The sequence below is a fragment of the Klebsiella sp. CTHL.F3a genome (genome assembly GCF_019890895.1).
Taxonomy (GTDB): Bacteria; Pseudomonadota; Gammaproteobacteria; order Enterobacterales; family Enterobacteriaceae; genus Klebsiella; species Klebsiella grimontii.
Genome location: NZ_CP082360.1, coordinates 2,873,902 through 2,895,274 on the forward strand (window position 1 = coordinate 2,873,902; position 21,373 = coordinate 2,895,274).

Below are 21,373 nucleotides of genomic sequence, written 5' to 3' on the forward strand. Positions count from 1 at the left end.
GCTTAAAACGGCAGCTCGCGCGGGAGCGTTTGCAGCGTTATCCAGCGCAGCTCGGTAAACTCCGCCACCCCCGCGCGTCCGCCAAAGCGGCCGTAGCCCGACGATTTGCAGCCGCCAAACGGCATTTGCGCCTCATCATGCACGGTGGGGCCGTTAATGTGGCAAATGCCGGTTTGCAAATTTTGCGCCAGGTTCCACGCCCGGGCGCTGTCCCGGCTGTAGATCGCCGACGAGAGGCCATATTCGCTTTCATTGGCGACGGCCAGCGCTTCGGCTTCATCCTGAACGCGAATAATCGATTTCACCGGGCCAAATGACTCCTCATGCCAGATGCGCATCTCGCGGGTTACGCCATCGAGCAGGGTGGCGCGCATCTGCGTTGAGTCCGACATGCCGCCCGCGAGGAGGCGCGCGCCTTTCGCCAGCGCGTCCTCTATTAGCGCGTTGCAGCGGGCGACGGTTCTCATCTCCACCACCGGACCGAGAAGGCTGGCGGGCAGGGCGGCGGCTCGTTTGGCCAGCAGCGCCACGAACGGTTCCGCGACGGCGGCATCGACGATGATGCGCTCGGTTGACATACAGATTTGCCCGGCATTGGCGAAGGCGCCAAAAATTGCCCCTGCCGCGGCCTGTTCGAGGTCAGCGTCATCCAGCACCAGCAGCGGCGCTTTGCCGCCCAGCTCCAGTACCGCGGGTTTCAGATGTTCACCGCAGGTGCGGGCGATTATCCGCCCCACCGGCGTCGAACCGGTGAAATTGATGCGGCGAACGGCGGGGTGGGCGATCAGAGACTCCACCAGCGCAGGCGCGTCGGCGGGGGGACAGGTCAGATAATTGACCACCCCGGCGGGAAAGCCTGCCGCTGCCAGGGCATCAATGATCAACCCCTGGGTTGCCGGTGACAGCTCCGCGCCTTTGAGAATAACCGTATTTCCACAGGCCAGCGGCGTGGCGATAGCGCGGGTCGCCAGGATCAATGGCGCATTCCACGGCGCCATGCCGAGCACGACTCCCGCGCCCTGGCGGATGCCCAGCGCCAGATTTCCCGGCACATTGGAGGGGATCACCTGTCCCTCGATTTGCGTGGTTAGCGCGGCGGCTTCACGCAGAATATCGGCGGCCAGGTGAACGTTAAAACCGGCCCAGTGCGCGGCGGCCCCCGTTTCTGCCGCCATCGCGGCAATGAACTTGGCTTCGCGGCGCAGCATCTCTTCTGCGGCTTCCAGCAGGAGGCGTCGACGCTCGGCGGGGATTGTGTCGCGCCACTGCGGGAACGCCGCACCCGCGGCATCGGCGCAGCGGCGAGCGTCTGCCAGGCTGGCTGCGCTGGCAACGGAGGCGGTCTCTTGCGTCAGCGGATTATTGCGGGTAAAGGTGGCGCGGCCTTCGGCATCATGCCACTGGCCGTTAGTGTACAGGCTGCAGGTTATGGTCATTGTTATCTTCTCCTGACGTTACGATTTGCCGAGTCTACCGGGTGGTGCGGGTGCGCGATGCCGGCCGGGCGGTTATCGCCCGCTTTTTTCGTAACCTTCCGTACGCTTCACATTTATTGCTGGATTCAATGACGTCAAATGAGCGGATGTAGAATTAATCGGCGAAAATGCGGTTTTTAGCATAACCTGATAGCAATTGATTATTTGCCGGTTGAATTCTCCTGTGCTGTTATTAAAGCACTTATAACAAATTCATAAGGCTTATAACCATGTCTACAGGGAAAACGCTGCTTGCGCTGGCGTTGAGCGCACTCTTTCCGGCGGCCAGCGCCTGGGCGGCGGGCAACGATACGCTGGTCTACTGCTCCGAAGCTTCACCGGAATCTTTCAACCCGCAGATTGCCAGCTCGGGCCCGTCGTTCGTCGCCAGTTCCCAGGTGCTTTATAACCGCCTGATAAACTTCGATCCGGTGAAAAACACGCCAATTCCTTCGCTGGCGACCGAATGGAGCGTCTCGCCGGACGGCAAAACCTGGACTTTCACCCTGCGCAAGGGCGTGCAGTTCAACAGCAACAAATTCTTTAAGCCTACCCGCGATTTCAACGCCGATGACGTGCTGTTCTCGGTGCTGCGGCAGAAAGATGCCAACCATCCGTACCATAATGTTTCCCAGGGACATTACGAATACTTTCACGACGTTGGGCTGGATAAGCTGATCAAAGAGGTTAAAAAGGTCGATGATTACCACGTCCAGTTTGTGCTGAGCGAACCCAACGCAGCGTTCCTCGCCGACTGGGGCATGGATTTTGCGTCGATACTCTCTGCCGAATATGCCGATGCGATGCTGAAAAAAGGGACCCCGGAGTATGTTGATACCTGGCCTGTCGGCACCGGACCTTACGCGCTACAACAATATAAAGCGGATTCGCAGATCCGTTATATCGCCAATCCGCACTACTGGGACGGCGAGGTACCAACCAAACACCTGATCTTCTCGATCACGCCGAACGTTGAGACGCGACTGGCGAAGCTGCAAACCAATGAGTGCCAGATTATTCCCGCGCCATCGCCGGTACAGTTCCCGGTGATTAAGGGCAATAAAGATCTGGCGTTGCATTCGGTAGAAGCGCTCAACGTTGGTTATCTGGCGTTCAATACCGAGAAAAAACCGTTTGATAATGTCCTGGTGCGCCAGGCGCTGAACTACGCGACCGACAAGCAGGCGATCGTAAAAGCGGTGTTCCTCGACTCCGGCAGCGTCGCGAAATCACCGATCCCCGCCAATATGCTTGGCTATAAGAAAGATCTACCGGACTACGACTACAATCCGCAAAAAGCGAAAGACCTGCTCAAGCAGGCCGGACTGGAGAAGGGGGCCGAAGTGACCCTGTGGTCGATGCCGGTGCAGCGTCCCTATAACCCTAATTCGCGCCGTATTGCCGAGATGATCCAGAATGACTGGAGCAAGGTCGGGATTAAAGCCAAAATCGTCACCTATGAGTGGGGGGAATATCTCGCCGGAATGCGTAAAGGCGAGCACGACAGCGCGCTGTTTGGCTGGATGTCCGATAACGGCGATCCGGATAACTTCGCCGGCACCCTGTTAAGCTGCGATAACATCAAAACCGGCTCTAACGTCGCCCGCTGGTGCGATAAGTCCTACGATGCGCTGGTGAAAAAGGCTATCCTGGTCAGCGATCCTCAGGCGCGCGCTAAGCTATACGGCGAGGCGCAGACGATTTTTCAGCAGCAGGCCCCCTGGATCACCCTGGCGACCGGGAAGACCTTCTACGCGACGCGCAGCAACGTCAGCGGCTACAGCGTGAGCCTGATGGGCAGTGATTTTTCCAAAGTTAAACTCAACTAAGCCGCAAGGAGAAAAACATGTCGCATCTGGATGAGGTCGTCGCCCGCGTGGACGCCGCGATTGCCGAAAGCGTCATTACCCACATGAATGAACTGCTGATCGCGCTGAGCGATGACGCGGAGCTGGGACGGGAAGAGCGCTACGTTCAGCAGCAGCGTTTGCGGACTGCCATCGCCCACCATGGCCGCCAGCAGCACGAGGAGCAGGAGGCGCGCCGCGAGCAGCTGACCCGCGGCGGCGAAATTCACTAGCTTAGCGGCTAGAACTGGCGTCTGGCCACCAGCCAGGCGCCGACCACCAGCATCACCGCGCCGCAGAGCGGGCCAATCAGCGCGCGAAGCGGGACGTGGTGCGCGCGAATCAGATCCATCACTAACCCCCCCACCAGCTGGCTGGCAATCAACACCGCAATGGTGGTTGCCGCTCCGACGTTCTGATAACCGCTGATGCTGGCAAAGACGAAGAACGAGCCCAGCAGGCCGGGAATGAGCGTCCACCACTTTACGCTAATCGCCAGCTCCTGAAACCCCGCCGCGCCGTGCTTAAGCAGCAATATGGTCACGAAAATCACGATGCCGACCAGCGAGTTAAGCAGCATGGCGATCAGGATAGTCGATGCGGACTGGGTAATGCGCACCATCAGCGTATTTTGCAGTACCAGTCCGACGCCGGCGGCCACTAAACAGGCGAGGGTCAGGGTTTGATTCATGCGCTGCCGTCCGGATCGCGGCGATCGTCAAGCTGCAGCTGCATAAAGGTCAGATCCAGCCAGCGACCAAATTTGGTGCCTACCTGCGGCATTTGCCCGGTGGTGATAAAGCCCAGGGTATCATGCAGATGCAGTGAAGCCTGATTTTGCGCCTCGATACCGGCAACCATAACATGCTTATTTAACCGTTTCGCCTCGGCGATGAGGGCGACCAGCAGGCTGCGGCCCAGCCCTTTACCCTGATGATCGGGGTGAACATAGACGGAATGCTCGACGGTATGGCGAAAACCGTCAAAGGCGCGCCAGTCTCCGAAGGAGGAGTAACCGGTAATCACGCCGTTTTCTTCGCTGACCAGCACCGGATAGCCGACGAGCTGTCGGGCCTCAAACCAGGCAATACGGTTGTCGGTATCGACGGTCTTGTCGTTCCAGATAGCGGCGGTATGCAGTACCGCATGGTTGTAGATTTCAGCGATTGCCGCGCAATCGTCTTTGCTGGCATGGCGGATGGTCATGGTAACCCTCAAGGTTTGTACACTATAGTAGTACGATATTATTACAATAATGTACGCAAGGCTGTCATCTGTTTTAGGCAGAAATTTTCTCCTCGGCTGAGCTGCGTCGGAGGATACGAGGATTGCGTCGCCGGGTCCGGCGGCAAAATCATCACTCACATCGATAATTTTTAATTCGATAATTCATTTAATATATTGCTATTAATTTGCCGTAACATTCCACATTTTTATTTACCACTATTATTGTTTAATGACATCTGGCAATGGTGCCAGTAATAATGTAACTCCATGATTTTATTGATAATGGTGTGATTCGTTGTGATGGCATTCCTTTTTTGCATTTCAGCCAATAGAAATAACTCAATCCTCGCGGATATATTGTGATTAATCAGAGTATGCGGGTCGCTATTTAATATAGCGCGCTGCTCTGTTGGTTTTTATATAACCATATTCTACTCACAATATTGTGCGTATTTATACGCACGGAATAAATTTGCTAAAAGGGTGAAGCGATGGCGCAGACACAAAATATGAAAAAATTCATGCCTTCAGTACTGGCAATATCCATCGGTACGCTATTCGCGAATAGCGCAATGGCGGCGGAACCTTCTGCGCTACAGGCTGCGCCGGCTTATACCGCAACGCAGACCAAAGGGGAGACGCTGTGGAGTAATGACGATACGGCAATCGGTATTTTAGGATCCGTACGTTTAATGGCCAAAACGGATTCTGCTCATACTCAGGAACATAATATACAGAATAATGACTCGCGGCTGGGGATTGCCCTGCGCCATAATTTTGACCTGAATGGCCTGAGTAATTATGCCGTCGGTTATTATGAGACCGGTGTTCATGGTTTAGATTCCGCCACCGATGATCAGGGCAACGATGTCTATACGCGGCAGGCGTATGCCGGTATTGGTAACGATCAATATGGCGTCGTGACCTTCGGCAAACAATACGCCCCTACCGACTGGGGACTGGGTATTGATACGACTTATGCCTGGGGCGGTAAAGCGAAACATGATACCGCCGGGATGTCGACGGATATAATTAATTCTGCGGCGATCTACTATTACAGTGATAAAAATATGACTGTTGGCGTCATGGGACAAGGCAATGACAACGTCGACAGCATCGGGTTTGCTTCCTATGGCGATGGCCCCAACTTGCACGACGCCTACCGCGATGGGTCAGCCACCGTTCACGGCGGAGCGGCGGTTGCCGCGCAGTACCGTTGGGATAACGGCTTTTCCGTCTCCAGCGCGGTGGCGTATAACAATTACACGGTAAATAGCGGTTCAGTCAGCGGCTGCCAGAATTTTGGCCCGAATGGCCACTGTTTTAATTACACCGATAATAACGGCGATGCCTATGACGGCAATACTTATAGCATGGGCATGAACGCGAAATATACGACAAGCGTTGGCGATCATGCCTGGTATAACGGCGCGGAAGTGACTTATTACCTCAATAAAGTGAATGATGTTAACGCGGCGACCAGCGGCCATTACGAACATAATAACCCGCAGGGTGATGACCAGGAAACGGTTCTCGGTCTGGAATATGACTCACAGTTTAAAATCACCCCGGCCTGGGGCGTGTACGTTGATTTTAACTGGTCGCAGGGCGGCGATGCGATGGAGGGACAGCACTTCCAGTCGACGGTATTGGGTACCGATTACTGGCTCGGCGCAAACGCGGTCACTTATCTTGAATATGGCTACGAAAAAGCCTGGGGCAACGATAATGAAGCGTGGAATATTGACGACCATCTTGGCGCAGTGGGTCTGCGCGTCTTTATCTAAGCGGGATAATTTCTTTTCATTTATTGCCGTAATGCTGTTCAAATTAACGGATTGAATGACTCTCTGTGTTTGCCCGGCCAATGATGCGCCGGGCTTTTTCATCTTCATTTCCGACGCCGGGCGTCTGGTTGTGCAAACAGGCGGGCTACACTATAGTGTCACGCTATGAATACTATAGAAGACAACCTTAACCAGCGCATCAGCGCACGTATCCGAATCGAGCGGGAATCTCGCGGTTGGTCGCTGAACGAACTGGCGGAGCGGGCGGGGGCGTCGCGGGCGATGATCCACAAGATCGAGCGCGGCGAAAGCAGCCCGACGGCATCGATGCTGGGACGGTTATCCGGCGCCTTCGGCATGAGTATGTCGACGCTGATCGCCAGGGCGGAGATGCAGGAAGGCAAGCTGCTGCGCTTTGCGCATCAGCCGGTGTGGCGCGATCCGCAGAGCCACTATCTGCGGCGCCACGTTTCGCCGCGCAGCGACCTGCCAATCGACCTGGTGCAGGTGGAGCTTCCGGCCGGCAGCGATGTGCCAATGCCTGCGTCATCCTACGCCCAGGCCCGGCAGCTGATCTGGCTACAGCAGGGCGAGCTGGTGTTTATCGAAGGCAATGCGCGCCACGAGATGCAGGCGGGGGACTGCCTGGAGCTCGGGCCGCCTAACGACTGCCGCTTTATTAATGAAACCGCGCTGCCCTGCGTCTATCTGGTCGTCCGACTCAATCAATCTGCCTCATAATGTCAATGCGCGCTGCCGGGAAAGCAGCTAGCCTCAATACAGACTTGTCAAAAGAGGAGTGTGTTATGGCTTTCAATCCGCAACGCCACCGCCGCTGGCTGCTGGCATCGCGTCCGCACGGCGAGCCAACCGGGGAGAATTTCCGCCTGGAAGAGGGCGAGGTCGCGTCTCCTGGGCCGGGGCAGCTGTTGCTGCGCACCGTCTTTCTGTCATTGGATCCCTATATGCGCGGGCGGATGAGCGACGCGCCTTCCTATTCGCCGCCGGTCGCCATTGGCGCGGTGATGGTTGGCGGCACCGTGAGCCGCGTGGTGACATCGAACCATGCCGATTTTCAGCCCGGCGACTGGGTGCTGGGCTACGGCGGCTGGCAGGATTATGAACTTTCCGACGGCAGCGGGCTGGTGAAGTTAGGCGACAGCCCGGAACACCCTTCGTGGGCGCTGGGGATCCTCGGTATGCCGGGCTTTACCGCCTATATGGGGCTGCTCGATATCGGCCAGCCAAAAGCGGGCGAGACGCTGGTGGTCGCCGCCGCCACCGGGCCGGTTGGCGCAACGGTCGGACAGATAGCGAAGCTAAAAGGCTGCCGTACGGTAGGCATTGCGGGCGGCAGCGAGAAGTGCCGCTATGCCGTAGAGACGCTGGGTTTCGACGTCTGTATCGATCACCGCGCGCCCGATTTTGCCGTTAAGCTGTTAGAAGCCTGCCCGCAGGGCATCGATATCTACTATGAGAACGTCGGCGGCAAAGTATTCGATGAAGTGCTGCCGCTGTTGAACACCTCGGCCCGCGTGCCGGTTTGCGGCCTGGTCAGCGGCTACAACGCCACCGCGCTACCCGACGGCCCGGATCGCTTGCCGCTGCTGATGGCGACGATCCTCAAAAAACGCATCCGTATGCAGGGCTTTATTATCGGCCAGGATTATGGTCACCGGATTGCCGAGTTCCAGCAGGAGATGGGGCGCTGGGTGCAGGCAGGGAAAATCAAATACCGCGAGCAGGTTGTTGACGGCCTGGAGAACGCACCGCAGGCGCTCATCGGTCTGCTGAAGGGCGAGAATTTCGGTAAAGTGGTGGTTCGCGTCTCTCCGGATGAGTAATCGCTTTCCCGGCAGGCGCCGCGCCCGCCGGGTTTTATGATGATTTACGCGTAAAACGCCAGCCGATCGGCCAGCAGGTCAACAAACGCCTGGCGATCGACATCGAGCATCACCGTTGCGTTCGGCTGCTTACCGGTCAGATTGTAAAAATCGACGACCGTCATCCCCTGGGTATATTTCCCCTGCGTTTCCACGCCGACCCAGCGTTCAACGGTGGTAAACATCTCCGGCTTCAGCAACCAGGCAATGGTGCACGGGTCGTGCAACGGCGCGCCGACAAAGCCCCATTTCTCATCCTTATGGTACTCAAGGAAGAAGTCGAGCAGTTCGGCGACGATGGTGGATATCGGGTTGCCGATACGGCGGAAACGCTCAATATCCTCAACGTGGATTTGCGCTTTATGGGTGACGTCTAACCCAGCCATCACCACCGGAATACCGGACTGGAAAACGATCTCCGCGGCTTCAGGGTCGACGTAGATATTAAACTCGACTGCCGGCTGCCAGTTCCCCAGCACCATTGCGCCGCCCATTATCACAATACGGTCGATTTTGGCATGCAGTTCCGGATGGCTGTTGAGTAACAGGGCGACGTTGGTTTGCGGGCCGGTGGCAACGATCGTAACCGGTTCGGCGCTGTCGCGCAGGATATTGGCCATCAGCTCGACGGCGGTGCAGCTTTGCGCGGCAAAGCCCGGCTCCGGCAGCGCCGGGCCGTCAAGACCGCTCTCGCCATGCACGTTGTCGGCGATAATCAACTCCCGCATCAGTGGCTTAAGCGCGCCGCCGGCTACCGGGATATCCGGGCGTTTAAGCAGGGTGAGCATGCGCAGTACGTTACGCAGGGTTTTGTCCGGGGTCTGGTTTCCCGCGGAGGACGTCACGGCTTTAACATCAAGTTCGGGTGAGGCGAGGGCGAGAACGAGGGCAATCGCGTCATCATGACCCGGATCGCAATCGATAATTACTGGCAGTGCCATGGCAGCTCCTTGTTGGCGTTGTTTTGTGACAAGGGTAACGCCGTAAAGCGACATAAACGAGGCTCAACGCAGGATAGTGTGATGACGTGCACGATTGAGCGCCGACATCGCGCGACGCTTAGCCAACATAGCTGGTTGATCTGTGCGCAATCAGGAGGTAGCCATGCGGTGGCGCAAGAAGTCGCTTCCCGTGGAGGCCTATAATGATAAAACGACGCAACCATACGAATATTACTGGTTTGCTTTCCGTCAGCGGATTCTTATTCTAAAGAAAACTCCAGGAGATAATTGCAATGAAAGATGTTGTAGATAAATGCAGTACCAAAGGCTGTGCCATCGACGTAGGCTCGATTATTGATAATGAGGACTGCGTCTGGCGGGTTGAGAAAAACTTCGCCAGCCGCGAAGAGGCTGAGTCCACCATCGCGGCGGTCCGCGAACGTGCCCTTGCCGCCGCCCCCGCCAGCGAGCCGCCGCAGGTCGACTATACCATCGTGCCCGCCGGTGATGAGGCAAAGCTTGAGGCTTCGATTGCCTTCTCCTGCCAGGCGGAAAAGATCATTTTCGAATTGTCGTTAAGAAACGTTATTTAACGTCAGTGAGCGCCCACGGCTCAGCCTCAACAGGATCCTGCGCGCGATCCCGTTGAGGTGCCGTGGTCAAGCGTTACTCAAACCGCCATGCCAGGTTTAGCCCGATACCGTAGTTACGGCCCGGCGCCGGTTCGTAGTAGCGGCCGTTGGATTCATTCACGATAACCGAGCCCGCGTAGCTGCGGTCGAACAAGTTATCTACCCGGCCAAACAGATCCATATCCATCTTGCCGTAGCTCCATTTATAGCCGGTCGTCAGGCCGACCACCGTCCAGGACGGCGCTTTGGCCGTGTTCTCATCGTTAGCCATAATATCGCTCATATAGCGAATATCGCTGCCCGCGTACCAGCCTTTCTCGGGCTGATAGCCGAAGGAAGCGTAGCCCATATTGCGGGCAATCCCCGGAATACGATTGCCTTTACAGCTGGTATCGTCACAGACATTGGTGCGATAGGTCGCATCCAGCCAGGTCCAGGCCGCTTTTAAACGCCAGCTCTCGCCGAACTGCTGATCCAGCCCCAGCTCCATCCCCTGACGGCGCGTTTTACCGGCGTTTTTATAGCTGGTGCGCCCGCCGCTGCTGGCGTCGACGACAATCTCATTGTCGGTATCGGTCTGGAACAGCGCGGCGGTCAACAGGCCGTTGCCGATTCGCGCTTTGCTGCCAACTTCAACGGTTTCGTTGGTGGAAGGCTGCAGGCCAAAGTTCAGCCCGCCCTGGTCGCCTGAGCGATAGGAAAGCTCATTGATGGTCGGCGTTTCGAAACCGCGGCCGGCGGAGATGTAGACGTTCCAGGCATCGGTTACCGCGTATTTCAGCGAGCCCGCCGGCAGCCATTTATGATAGCTGGCCTCGCCGCTGTCATCGCCGTTACCCGGCGTAACGTAATAATCGTTGGAATCGAACCACACCGAGCTGTAGCGCACGCCGGCGTCAAGAGAGAGTTTCTCGGTGAGCTGCCACTGGGTTTGCAAATAGGGGTCAACGTTCCACATCAAATTGCGTTCGTTGCGGCGCAGGTCGCCCTTTTCACCGTACTGCGGCACGCCGTTGCTCATGACAAAGTTTTCATAACCCTTACGGCGCTCGGTCATGGTTTCATAATCAAGTCCGGTGGTAAAAGTGACCGGCACCAGCAGCTCGCCGCGATGGGTCCAGCGGGTATCAATCCCCTGATAGTGACGCGTCAGGTCAATCACGCCGCCAGCATGGGTGGGTTTGAGCTGCGGAGCGCGAGGAATCGACTGATATTGCGTGGTTTCACGCTCGCCGGCGTACATCATCACGCTCAGATCGTCCTGCTCGCTCAGTTGGCGCTCGTAGCGCAAACCGGCCTGGGTCTGTTTAATGGTTTTGCGAGTATTGTACTGATCGCCTCTTGGGGACTGGCGGGGATTATTTTGCCATTCGTCATAGCTCAGGCCGCCCGCGTCATTGGCTTTAATATCCACGCTATTAAACAGCAGGGTCAGTTTGCTGTCGTCATTAATACGTACGCCGAGCTTCGCGTTGGCGAGATTCTTACGCGCGCCGCTATGATCGCGGGAGCCGTGGGTAGTGAAGCGGTTGGTGGAAACCACATAGTCGACGTCGCCCGCATGGCTGCCGTCGCCGACCGCGCCGGTCGCTTTCATACCGTAATGCCAGGTACCGAAGCTGCCGTAGTAGCTGCTGGCTTCGATAGTGGGCGGCTGGCTGCCGGTCTGGGTGGTGGCGTTAATCACCCCGCCGGAGGAGTTGCCGTAGAGGGCGGAAAAAGGTCCGCGCAGTACTTCGAGCGAATCGAGGCTGCCAATATCAATATTCGAGGTTTGTCCCTGGCCATCGGGCATGGTGGCCGGAATGCCGTCGACGTATATGCGCAGCCCGCGTACGCCGTAGGTGGAGCGGGAGCCGAAGCCGCGAATCGAAAGCTGCAGATCTTGCGCATAGTTCTGACGGTTTTGCACCTGTAGCCCCGGTACCGCGCCCAGCGACTCGGAAAGATTGACCCGCGGCGCGGCCTGGCGCATCTCGTCGCCGTTAACCACGCTTACGGCGGCGGGAGTATCGAGTTCAGAAACCGCCGACGGTGCGGCGGTAACCACCATGGTCTGTTCAGCGGCGTGGGCAGTTGGCGCTGAGGATATAAGCGGCAGAAGCAGTGCGGGGAGCGCGGCGGCGCGCACGGAAAGGATTTTCATCAAAGTTACTCGCAAAACGAACCAAACGGAACATATGTATATATGTTAACTCTTTTGTAAATTTTTTGAAAAGACTTAACAGGATTTGAGTTAACAAATAGCAAGAATTGCGTGATGCCGGATGGACTAAACGCAATTAACTCTCCACATTGCGATAAATAATGATTACTATTCGCATTACAAAGAGTAGCGCAAAGCCATGATTTTGCGCCCCGGAAGCACTGTCGAGCAGGCACATATTCGTTTTATCAAAGGGAGTCGTCATGTCATTACGTCATCTGTCCGCGCCGCGTCTGCGCCGTTCACTGTTATTAACTTCATTACTGCTGGCGGGGAGCTTCAGCGCCCACGCGGCGGAAGAAATGCTGCGCAAAGCTGTTGGTAAAGGCGCGTACGAAATGGCCTATAGCCAGCAGGAGAATGCGCTGTGGGTGGCGACTTCGCAAAGCCGTTCGCTGGACAAGGGCGGTATTGTTTACCGTCTCGATCCGACGACGCTGGAAGTGACGCAGATTATTCATAACGATCTAAAACCGTTCGGCGCGACGATCAACAACGCTACCCAGACCCTGTGGTTTGGCAACACCACCGACAGCAGCGTGACGGCAATTGATGCAAAAACCGGCAAGGTGAAAGGGCGTCTGGTGCTCGATCCCCGTCAGCGCAGCGAAACCGTGCGCCCGCTAGCCCCGCGCGAACTGGCAGTTAACGAGAAAACCAATACTGTCTACATCACCGGGCTGGGTAAAGAGAGCGTGATCTGGGTGGTGGACGGCGACAAGCTGACGCTGAAAGACACTATTGCCAATACCGGCGCGATGGCGACGGGCCTGGCGGTGGATGCGGAAGCGAACCGTATCTACACCACCAACGCCGATGGCGAACTGGTGACCATCGACAGCACCAGCAATAAGATCCTGACGCGTAAGAAACTGCAGGATGACGGCAAAGAGCACTTCTACCTCAACCTGAGCCTCGATACCGCTGGTCACCGGGCTTTTATCACCGATGGCAAACAGCCGGAAGTGCTGGTGGTCGATATTCGCGATGGTAAAGTGCTGGAGAAAATCGCCGCGCCGGAATCTCTGGCCGTGCTGTTTAACCCGACCCGCAACGAAGCCTACGTGACCCACCGTAAAGCCGGCGAAGTGAGCGTGATCGATGGTAAGACCTACAAAGTGGTCAAGACCTTTAAAACCCCGACTCACCCGAACAGCCTGACCCTCTCCGCCGATGGCAAAACGCTGTACGTCAGCGTGAAGCAGGAATCGACACGCCAGAAAGAGGCCACCCAGCCGGATGACGTTATTCGCATCGCGCTGTGATCCTGACGGGAGGGGGTAACCCCTCCTGAAAGTCTGTCCGCCGGCGGCGGCCGGCGCCTTCAGCGATATCACCCTCTGTTACAAACACTTATTAGCCTGATAAATATAATGGCTATAAACTGACGTCTTTCCTGCGCAAGCGGGACGGTGGCATTAATCCTGGAGAAAAGATGAAAAAATCATTTATGGTCGTTTGTGCCGGCGCGATGCTGGCCCTTCTGGCGGGCTGTAGCTCAAACTATGTGATGACGACGAAAAGCGGGCAGACTATCGTGACGCAGGGCAAGCCGCAGCTGGATAAGGATACCGGCATGACCAGCTATACCGATGAGTCAGGCAATAAGCGCCAGATTAACAGCAGCGACGTCGCTCAGCTGGTGGAAGATAATTAAGTTGTGCAGTTGCGGTTTGCCCGGTGGGGCAAACCGCAAAAGGAACGGGTTACGGTTTTTCAATATTCGGCGCGGTGCTGTGAATATCATGCACGCGCTTACGTACGCCAAACCAGCCGGCAACCAGCAGTACGGCGATCAGCGGAATCGAACCGATGGTATAGGTTCCATTCGGATAGTCGAAAGCCATTAATACCAACACGCTCAGCAGGAACAGCAGGGTCAGCCAGGAGGTAAAGGGCGCTCCCGGCATCTTGAAGCTGACGTCCGCCGCTTTGCCTTCCTTAATCGCCTTACGCAGGCGCATCTGGCACACCACAATAAAGCCCCACGAAGCGATAATCCCCAGCGAAGCGACGTTCAGGACAATCTCAAACACCTGCGAAGGCACCAGATAGTTGAGGAACACCCCAACGACATACACCGCCAGCGTCGCCAGAATCCCGGCGTAGGGCACGTGGTGGCGGCTCATTTTCGACATAAACTTCGGCACGGAACCGCCCATCGACATGGAGCGCAGAATACGCCCGGTGCAGTAGAGGCCGGAGTTGAGGCTGGAGAGCGCGGCGGTTAACACCACGATATTCATCACGCTGCCGATATACGGCACGCCCAGCTTCGAGAAGAAGGTGACGAACGGGCTCTGCCCGGCCTGATAGGCATTCCACGGCAGCAGCAGCACCAGCAGCAATACCGAGCCAACGTAGAACAGACCAATACGCCAGATAACGCTGTTAATAGCGCGCGGCACCATGGTCTGCGGATCTTTACACTCGCCAGCGGCGGTACCCACCAGTTCGATAGAGGCGAAGGCGAACACCACCCCCTGTACCAGTACCAGCGCCGGCAGCAGGCCATGCGGGAACAGGCCGCCGTTATCGGTAATCAGGTGGAAACCGGTGGCATTGCCATCCAGCGGCTTGCCGGTGCCAAGAAAAATAGTCCCGACCACCAGAAACGCCACGATCGCCAGAACTTTCACCAGCGCGAACCAGAACTCCATTTCGGCGAACCATTTCACGCCGATCATGTTCATGGTGCCGACAATCGCCAGCGCGCCGAGGGCGAAGACCCACTGCGGGACGTCGCCGAACGCGCCCCAGTAGTGCATATACAGCGCCACGGCGGTGATATCGACGATCCCGGTCATCGCCCAGTTGACAAAGTACATCCAGCCCGCCACGTAAGCCGCTTTTTCACCGAGGAACTCGCGGGCGTAGGAGACGAAGCTGCCGCTCGAAGGGCGATGAAGCACCAGTTCGCCCAGCGCGCGTAGGATAAAAAACGAAAAGAGGCCGCAGACCAGATAAACCAGCGCCAGGGCCGGTCCGGCCATCTGCAGGCGCGCGCCCGCGCCGAGAAACAGGCCGGTACCGATGGCGCCGCCGATGGCAATCATCTGTACCTGACGGTTGCCCATCGCCTTGTGGTAGCCGGACTCATGCGAATTCAGCCAATGGCGTTTGGCAGCGTGCTGCTCCGCCACGCTAGAGTGTTTTGTATTCATTGATGTCGCTATTTTCCTGTCAAAGTCCATGAGTGGTTCGTGCTGCTGGCTCTCTCATCATTCTGAGGAATGAGATAAGCGAGCATGGCGGAGAATCCTACACGTATCGGAAAATGGACGCACGTAAAAGATTTACGGACCGCACTTGCTTAAATATCAATGAGATCGCCGCGTTCTGCGGGGGGATAATCACCTGGAAATTTCGCTGATCGATTTTGCCCAACGTGCGCTATTATTTTCAGCCCGCTTTTTGCCCGAGAGACCACGATGAAAATCAACGTAGTAGGGACCAGCGGCGTCGGCAAATCTACCCTCGCGCGTCGGCTGGCTCAGGAACTGTCGCTGCCTTATATCGAAATGGATGTGCTCTACTGGCTGCCCGAATGGCAAGGTACGCCGGACGATGAGTTTTACGCCAAACTTGCCACCGCGCTCGCCGCGCCCGGCTGGGTGCTGGACGGTAACTATAACCGCAGCCGCCCGGTAAAATGGCGCGACGTGGATCTGGTGGTGTGGGTGGACTACAGTTTCTGGCGCACGATTCGCCAGGCCGTCTGGCGCGCGGCTTCACGCGCAAGCCGGCGCCAGGAGCTGTGGCCCGGCACCGGCAACTGCGAAACCTTCCGCCGCTCTTTCTTTAGCCGGGACTCCATTATTTTGTGGACGCTGAAAACCTGGCGCAACAATCGCCGGCGCTATCTGGCGGATATGCGCGATTCCCAGTATCAACACATTCGCTTTGTGCGTCTGCGCAACCAGCGGCAGACCGAGGCGCTGGTGCGCGAGCTTCGGCAAAATAGCCGATAATCACCCGGCTCGCGCTGCGCTTAGCCGGGCTACCGGACCGTAGGTTGTCGGTAATCCGTAGCCCGGGTAAGGCGTTTACGCCGCAACCCGGGGAATATGCCGTGACGTGGCATTGCTTCGGCTTCTTCCCGGCTCGCGCTGCGCTTAGCCGGGCTACCGGACCGTAGGTTGCCTGTAACCCGTAGCCAGGGTAAGGCGTTTACGCCGCAACCCGGGGAATATGCCGTGACGTGGCATTGCTTCGGCTTCTTCCCGGCTCGCGCTGCGCTTAGCCGGGCTACCGGGCCACAGATTGCTGATAACCCGTAGCCCGGACAGATGCGCAGCATCGCCTCCGGGGCAGTTTCCTCGCCGCATATCTAATTTCCGGCAGAGCAAATGTAAATAAATTGTTTCTCACTGACCGCAGCCGCTTTTAATAATGCAGACATGTTAATTCACATGAGCCTGCGAAATGTCTTATCGAATCAGTATCCTGGATAAAAGCCCGCTGGCAGCCGGAGAAACGGCCGCCCAGGCGCTGGCGCGTACATTAACGCTCGCGCAACAGGCGGAAGCCTGGGGCTATCATCGCTTCTGGATAGCCGAACACCACAATACCGAGCAGCTTGCCAGCCCGTCGCCGGAACTGGCGATCGCCTGGATCCTCGGCCAGACCCGCCGGATTCGTGTCGGTTCCGGCGGCGTCATGCTCCAGCACTACAGCCCGTACAAAGTGGCGGAAAACTTCAATATGTTGGCCTCCCTCGCGCCGGGCCGCATCGACCTCGGCGTGGGCAAAGCCCCCGGCGGCCTGCCGCTCTCCACCCGCGCGCTGCAGCAGGGGCTTAATCCCCAGCAAAAAGGGAGTTTTGCCGACCAGCTGGCGCAACTCGATAACTGGCTGTCGTTGACCGAAACCGACGGGGAAGAGAGCGTCCGCGCAACCCCGATCCCGCCGCGCCGCGCTGACGGCTTTCTCCTCGGTGCCAGCCTGGAAAGCGCGCAGCTGGCGGCGCAGCTGGACTGGAACTTCGTCTTCGCCGCCCATCTCAACGGCGATAAGCATCTGCTGCGCGAGGTGTTAACCCGCTGGCGCGAACTGAGCCGTCGAGACGCGATTATTGCCGTCCAGGTCATCGTGGCCGACGATTCTGCCACCGCAGCCGATCTGGCAAACGGCGTGGAAGTATGGGGCGTTGAGCTGGAAAACGGCCAGCGGGTAACCGTCGGCAGCGAAGCTCAGGCGGCCGCGTTTGCCCGCCAGGCGGGTAGCAGGCCGACGCGCATCGCCCGGCGGGAATCGGCGGTGCTATTCGGTACCCCGGAGCAGGTGAAAGCGCAGCTGGATGCCCTGCAGTCGGCGTTGAACATCGACGAATTTATAATCGACACGCCTATTAGCGACGGCGCGGCACGTCTGAACTCCCTGCGTTTGTTGGCTCAGGCGCATTTGAGCGCGGAGGTGCAGCCATGAGTCTTTCCGAACAGCTAATACGCTGGCGGCGCGAACTGCACCAGTACCCGGAACTTTCGCTGCAGGAGGTCGACACCACGGCACGTATTCGCGACTGGCTGCAGAGCGGCGGCATCAGCCTGCTGCCTTATGAACTGAAAACTGGCGCGGTGGCCGAAGTGGGCAGCGGCGATAAGGTGATAGCCCTGCGTGCCGATATCGATGCGCTACCTATCGAAGAGGCGGCCAGCGTGCCGTTTCGCTCGCTGAATGCCGGCGTGATGCACGCCTGCGGGCATGATATTCATACCAGCGTGATCCTTGGCGCAGCCTTACTGCTGAAACAACGCGAAGCGCAGCTTGCAGGACGCGTCCGCATTCTGTTCCAGCCAGCGGAAGAGAGTTTCGGCGGCGCGAAAACCCTGATTCGCGCCGGGGTTCTGGAGGGGGTTTCCGCCATTTTTGGTATGCATAATGAACCGGGCCTGCCTGTAGGCGAGTTCGCTACTCGCGGCGGCGCGTTTTACGCCAACGTCGACCGCTTTGTCTTCAAGGTGACCGGTAAAGGCGCACATGCCGCCCGGCCTCATGAAGGGAAGGACGCCATTCTGCTGGCTAGCCAACTGGTGACCCTGCTGCAAAGCGTCGCCAGCCGCGAAGTGAATACCCTCGATTCCGTGGTGCTTAGCGTGACGCGGATTCAGGGCGGTAATACCTGGAATGTCCTGCCGGAAAGCGTCGAACTGGAGGGGACGTTGCGCACCCACAGCAGCGAAGTCCAGCAGCGGGTAAAGGCGCGGGTGAGCGAAATCGCCGCCGGGTTCGCCAGCGCTTTCGGCGCGCAGATCGATGTGTTCTGGTATGCCGGGCCGACCGCGCTGGTCAATGATGAGCGCTGGGCGACATTCGCCAGCGACGTGGCCGATAAGTCCGGCTACCGCACGCATCATGCGGATCTCCATCTCGGTGGCGAAGATTTTGCCGTTTATCTCCAGCATATACCCGGCGCTTTCGTCAGCATCGGTAGCGCCAGCGAGTTTGGTCTTCACCATCCGGCGTTTAACCCGGATGAGCGGTTGATCGCGCCGGCGGCGCACTATTTTGCCGATCTGGCAGAGCAGGCATTAAAAGAACTTTAATTATTCAGGGTCATAGACTAAGGATTAACGATGTCTGAACAACGGCAACTGCGTATTGGCACTATATTACATGGCGCATCGGGAAATATGTCGGCATGGCGCCATCCGGCCGCGCTGGCGGACGCCAGTATTAACTTTGAGTTCGTTAAGCAGACGGCGTTAAAAGCGGAAGAGGGCAAGCTCGATTTTATTTTTGTCGCCGACGGCTTATATATTAATGAAAAATCGATCCCGCATTTTTTAAATCGTTTTGAACCGCTCACCGTATTATCCACCCTGGCGGCAGTAACTTCGCGTCTGGGCCTGGTCGGCACCCTATCGACCTCCTACAGCGAACCCTTTACCACTGCCCGCCAGTTTGCCAGCCTCGATCATCTGAGCGGCGGGCGCGCGGGCTGGAATGTGGTCACCTCGCCGCTGGAGGGCTCGGCGAAAAACTTCTCCCGCGCGCAGCATCCGGACCATGCGCTGCGCTACCGCATCGCCGATGAATATCTGCAGGTTGTCAAAGGTCTGTGGGACTCCTGGGAGCAGGACGCGTTTATTCGTAATAAAGAGAGCGGCCAGTTCTTTGATAAAAATAAGCTGCATACCCTTAATCATCACGGCGATTTCTTTAAAGTAGCCGGTCCGCTAAATATTGCCCGCACCCCGCAGGGGCGACCGATTATCTTTCAGGCGGGCGCATCCGATGACGGCAAAAAATTAGCCGCGAGCCACGCCGACGCTATTTTTACCCATCAGGAATCTCTGGCGGAAGCCCAGGCCTTTTATCGCGACGTCAAAAGCCAGCTGGAAGCGCATGGCCGCCGGGACAACGAACTGCATATTTTCCAGGGCGTCAGCGTCATCGTTGGCGACAGCGCCGAGGATGTAGAGCAGCAATACCAGACCACCGCCGCGCTGGTATCGATTGACGACGCGCTCAATTATCTTGGCCGCTATTTTGAGCATCACGACTTTGCCCAGTATCCGCTGGATGAGGCGTTCCCGGATATCGGCGATCTCGGGCAGAACAGCTTTCGCAGCACCACCGATGAGATAAAACGCAACGCCCGCGAACGCGGCCTGACGCTGCGCCAGGTGGCGCTGGAGGCGGCCAGCCCGCGACCGCGTTTCTCTGGCACCGCCGAAGAAGTGGCCGATGGTTTGCAGCTGTGGTTTGAACAGCGCGCGGCGGACGGTTTTATTATCCAGGGCGGCACGCCGGACACCTTCCCGCGCTTTGTGGATCAGGTCGTGCCCATTCTTCAGCAGCGCGGATTATTCCGCCAGGAATATCCCGGCGCCACGCTGCGCGAAAGCTTAGGGCTGGCAGAGCCCGTCAATCAATTCCAAAAACAATAATAGAGAAAACCCGCTATGCAGAAAACGCAGAAAAAATCGCTACTCCTGGCGCTTGCGCTGGCAGTTAGCGCCTCATCCTGGGCGCAGAACGTCACGATCAACGGCACCGGCGTGAGCCTTGAAGCTAATAAAACGCCGATTCATACGGCGAAAAACCCGCAGGCTATCGCGCAGCTGCCCAAAGGTCTTCACCTGGCGGTGCCGGGCAAACTGACCGTCGCGGTCGCCGCACTGAACTCGCCGCCGCTGACCGTGTTTTCCGACGATAACAAAACCCTGCTCGGCAGCGAAGTGGACATCGCCCGCCTGGTGGCCGACAGCCTTGGGCTTGAGCTGAACGTGGTACCGACCTCATGGGAAGACTGGCCGCTCGGCGTCGCCTCCGGCAAATATGATGCGGCGGTCAGCAATATCACCGTAACCAAAGAGCGCAAAGAGAAGTTTGACTTCGCCACCTACCGCAAAGATTCACTGGGTTTCTACGTCAAGAGCAGCAGTCCGCTTAGCAAAATTGAAAAAGCGGAGGATATCGCCGGGCTGCGGATTATCGTCGGCTCCGGTACCAATCAGGAAGCCATTCTGCTGGCGTGGAATGCCGAGAACGTCAAGAAGGGGCTGAAGCCGTTTACCCCGGTTTATACCAAAGATGACGCCGCCCAGACCCTGGCGCTGCAGTCCGGGCGCGCCGACGCCTTCTTCGGCCCCAACGTGATCGGCGCGTGGAAAGCGGCGCTGACAGGTAAAACGAAGCTGGTGGGCAGCGTTGACGGCGGCTGGCCGAAGGCGGCGCATATTGCCGTGACGGTGAAAAAAGGCAGCGGCCTGGTTGAACCGGTACAGACGGCGCTGAACGGCGCTATCCGCAGCGGCGACTACGCGAAGGTGCTGAACCGCTGGGGAGAAGGCGTGGAGAGCATCCCGCAATCGGAAATTAACCCGGCCGGACTCGGCGACTAACAGGAGGCATGATGAGCGATCTATTCCGCGATGTCTCTCCGGAAGCGCCGGAGCTGCAGCCGATTATTGAGGGCCTGTTCGGCGAGTACGCCGCGCGCTACGGCGACTACTTTTCCCGCGATGCCGTAGTCGAGCTGACCGAGTGGTATCTGGCGCCGCAGGGGCTATTTATCGTGCTGGAGCGCGAGGGCGAAATTATCGCCACCGGCGCGTACAAACCGAAAGACGCCCATACGGCGGAAATCAAACGTATCTGGACCCATCGTCGTCTGCGCCAGCAGGGGCTGGCGGCGAAAGTGGTGCAGGAGCTGGAGCGTCGGGCGCTGCTTGCCGGCTACAGCCATATCTATTTGACCACCGGTTTTCGGCAGCCGGAAGCGGTGCGGCTCTACCTGAGCCAGGGCTACGAGGCGCAGTTTGACCTCAGCCGCGATCCGGAAGAGTACAGCCTGCCGCCGTTCGATGGCCGACTGCGCTTTACGAAAGCGCTGGCGGTCACGGCGCTAAGCCAGAGCGCTTAAGGAGT

Annotated in this window: 18 protein-coding genes and 1 pseudogene; 13 read left to right on the forward strand and 6 right to left on the reverse strand. The window is 57.7% G+C overall.

Annotation, left to right across the window (positions count from 1 at the left end):
• Nucleotides 1-2: 2 nt before the first annotated feature.
• A complete protein-coding gene (locus tag K7H21_RS13520; RefSeq protein ID WP_142468234.1) occupies nt 3-1,436 on the reverse strand; it encodes an aldehyde dehydrogenase in 1,434 nt (477 codons plus the stop codon).
• Between the two features lie 269 nt (nt 1,437-1,705).
• On the opposite strand from K7H21_RS13520, the gene K7H21_RS13525 reads away from it, so the two are divergent.
• Nucleotides 1,706-3,304, forward strand: coding sequence for an ABC transporter substrate-binding protein (locus tag K7H21_RS13525; RefSeq protein ID WP_049115476.1), 1,599 nt, complete (start codon nt 1,706-1,708; stop codon nt 3,302-3,304).
• Nucleotides 3,305-3,321: 17 nt separating this feature from the next.
• Complete coding sequence (locus K7H21_RS13530) at nt 3,322-3,555, forward strand: YdcY family protein (protein WP_004120770.1); 234 nt, start codon at nt 3,322-3,324, stop codon at nt 3,553-3,555.
• An 8-nt stretch (nt 3,556-3,563) separates the two neighbouring features.
• Here K7H21_RS13530 and K7H21_RS13535 read toward each other — a convergent pair whose 3' ends face one another.
• Together K7H21_RS13535 and K7H21_RS13540 are read right to left on the reverse strand one after the other, a co-directional pair.
• Nucleotides 3,564-4,013: a DMT family transporter gene (locus tag K7H21_RS13535; RefSeq protein ID WP_004120768.1), complete on the reverse strand. Its 450-nt coding sequence runs from the start codon at nt 4,011-4,013 to the stop codon at nt 3,564-3,566.
• Nucleotides 4,010-4,528, reverse strand: a complete 519-nt coding sequence (locus K7H21_RS13540) for a GNAT family N-acetyltransferase (protein ID WP_004120767.1) — start codon at nt 4,526-4,528, stop codon at nt 4,010-4,012. The genes K7H21_RS13535 and K7H21_RS13540 overlap by 4 nt, the downstream gene beginning before the upstream one ends.
• Before the next feature lie 512 nt (nt 4,529-5,040).
• Between K7H21_RS13540 and K7H21_RS13545 the strand changes: the two genes are divergently transcribed.
• The 3 genes from K7H21_RS13545 (at nt 5,041) to K7H21_RS13555 (ending at nt 8,180) form a co-directional block, all read left to right on the forward strand.
• On the forward strand, nt 5,041-6,336 hold the full coding sequence (locus K7H21_RS13545) for a porin (protein ID WP_049115477.1): 1,296 nt from the start codon (nt 5,041-5,043) through the stop codon (nt 6,334-6,336).
• Between the two features lie 165 nt (nt 6,337-6,501).
• The gene (locus K7H21_RS13550) at nt 6,502-7,077 is read left to right on the forward strand and encodes a helix-turn-helix domain-containing protein (protein ID WP_004120763.1); all 576 of its coding nucleotides are present in this window, start codon (nt 6,502-6,504) and stop codon (nt 7,075-7,077) included.
• Nucleotides 7,078-7,142: 65 nt separating this feature from the next.
• On the forward strand, nt 7,143-8,180 hold the full coding sequence (locus K7H21_RS13555; protein ID WP_004120761.1) for an NADP-dependent oxidoreductase: 1,038 nt from the start codon (nt 7,143-7,145) through the stop codon (nt 8,178-8,180).
• Nucleotides 8,181-8,224: 44 nt separating this feature from the next.
• Here the strand turns inward: K7H21_RS13555 and rihA are convergent, their stop codons facing one another.
• A complete protein-coding gene (rihA, locus tag K7H21_RS13560) occupies nt 8,225-9,160 on the reverse strand; it encodes a pyrimidine-specific ribonucleoside hydrolase RihA (protein ID WP_004120759.1) in 936 nt (311 codons plus the stop codon).
• Between the two features lie 293 nt (nt 9,161-9,453).
• Here rihA and K7H21_RS13565 point away from each other — a divergent pair, with 293 nt between their 5' ends.
• Nucleotides 9,454-9,753, forward strand: coding sequence for a DUF406 domain-containing protein (locus K7H21_RS13565; RefSeq protein WP_087829418.1), 300 nt, complete (start codon nt 9,454-9,456; stop codon nt 9,751-9,753).
• Between the two features lie 73 nt (nt 9,754-9,826).
• Here the strand turns inward: K7H21_RS13565 and pqqU are convergent, their stop codons facing one another.
• Nucleotides 9,827-11,938 (reverse strand): TonB-dependent receptor PqqU, encoded by a 2,112-nt coding sequence (gene pqqU / locus K7H21_RS13570; RefSeq protein ID WP_004120753.1) that lies wholly within the window; start codon nt 11,936-11,938, stop codon nt 9,827-9,829.
• A 263-nt stretch (nt 11,939-12,201) separates the two neighbouring features.
• Between pqqU and yncE the strand changes: the two genes are divergently transcribed.
• Nucleotides 12,202-13,263, forward strand: a complete 1,062-nt coding sequence (yncE, locus tag K7H21_RS13575; protein ID WP_142445710.1) for a 7-bladed beta-propeller protein YncE — start codon at nt 12,202-12,204, stop codon at nt 13,261-13,263.
• A 170-nt stretch (nt 13,264-13,433) separates the two neighbouring features.
• The gene (locus K7H21_RS13580; RefSeq protein ID WP_004120747.1) at nt 13,434-13,655 is read left to right on the forward strand and encodes a YgdI/YgdR family lipoprotein; all 222 of its coding nucleotides are present in this window, start codon (nt 13,434-13,436) and stop codon (nt 13,653-13,655) included.
• A gap of 49 nt (nt 13,656-13,704) precedes the next feature.
• On the opposite strand, the gene ansP is transcribed toward K7H21_RS13580, so the two are convergent.
• Nucleotides 13,705-15,162 (reverse strand): L-asparagine permease, encoded by a 1,458-nt coding sequence (gene ansP, locus K7H21_RS13585; protein ID WP_223035856.1) that lies wholly within the window; start codon nt 15,160-15,162, stop codon nt 13,705-13,707.
• A 267-nt stretch (nt 15,163-15,429) separates the two neighbouring features.
• Between ansP and K7H21_RS13590 the strand changes: the two genes are divergently transcribed.
• The 5 genes and pseudogenes from K7H21_RS13590 to K7H21_RS13615 all read left to right on the forward strand — a co-directional run bounded on the left by K7H21_RS13590 (nt 15,430) and on the right by K7H21_RS13615 (nt 21,368).
• Nucleotides 15,430-15,969 (forward strand): AAA family ATPase, encoded by a 540-nt coding sequence (locus tag K7H21_RS13590; RefSeq protein WP_087829413.1) that lies wholly within the window; start codon nt 15,430-15,432, stop codon nt 15,967-15,969.
• A gap of 454 nt (nt 15,970-16,423) precedes the next feature.
• The gene (locus K7H21_RS13595) at nt 16,424-17,425 is read left to right on the forward strand and encodes an LLM class flavin-dependent oxidoreductase (protein ID WP_123828096.1); all 1,002 of its coding nucleotides are present in this window, start codon (nt 16,424-16,426) and stop codon (nt 17,423-17,425) included.
• On the forward strand, nt 17,422-18,543 hold the full coding sequence (locus K7H21_RS13600; protein WP_004120739.1) for an amidohydrolase: 1,122 nt from the start codon (nt 17,422-17,424) through the stop codon (nt 18,541-18,543). The genes K7H21_RS13595 and K7H21_RS13600 overlap by 4 nt, the downstream gene beginning before the upstream one ends.
• Before the next feature lie 30 nt (nt 18,544-18,573).
• Nucleotides 18,574-20,847, forward strand: a pseudogene (locus tag K7H21_RS28985) (NtaA/DmoA family FMN-dependent monooxygenase).
• Between the two features lie 11 nt (nt 20,848-20,858).
• Nucleotides 20,859-21,368 carry a GNAT family N-acetyltransferase gene (locus K7H21_RS13615; protein WP_223035895.1) on the forward strand — a complete coding sequence of 170 codons (510 nt, stop codon included), beginning with the start codon at nt 20,859-20,861 and terminating at the stop codon, nt 21,366-21,368.
• Nucleotides 21,369-21,373: the final 5 nt, after the last annotated feature.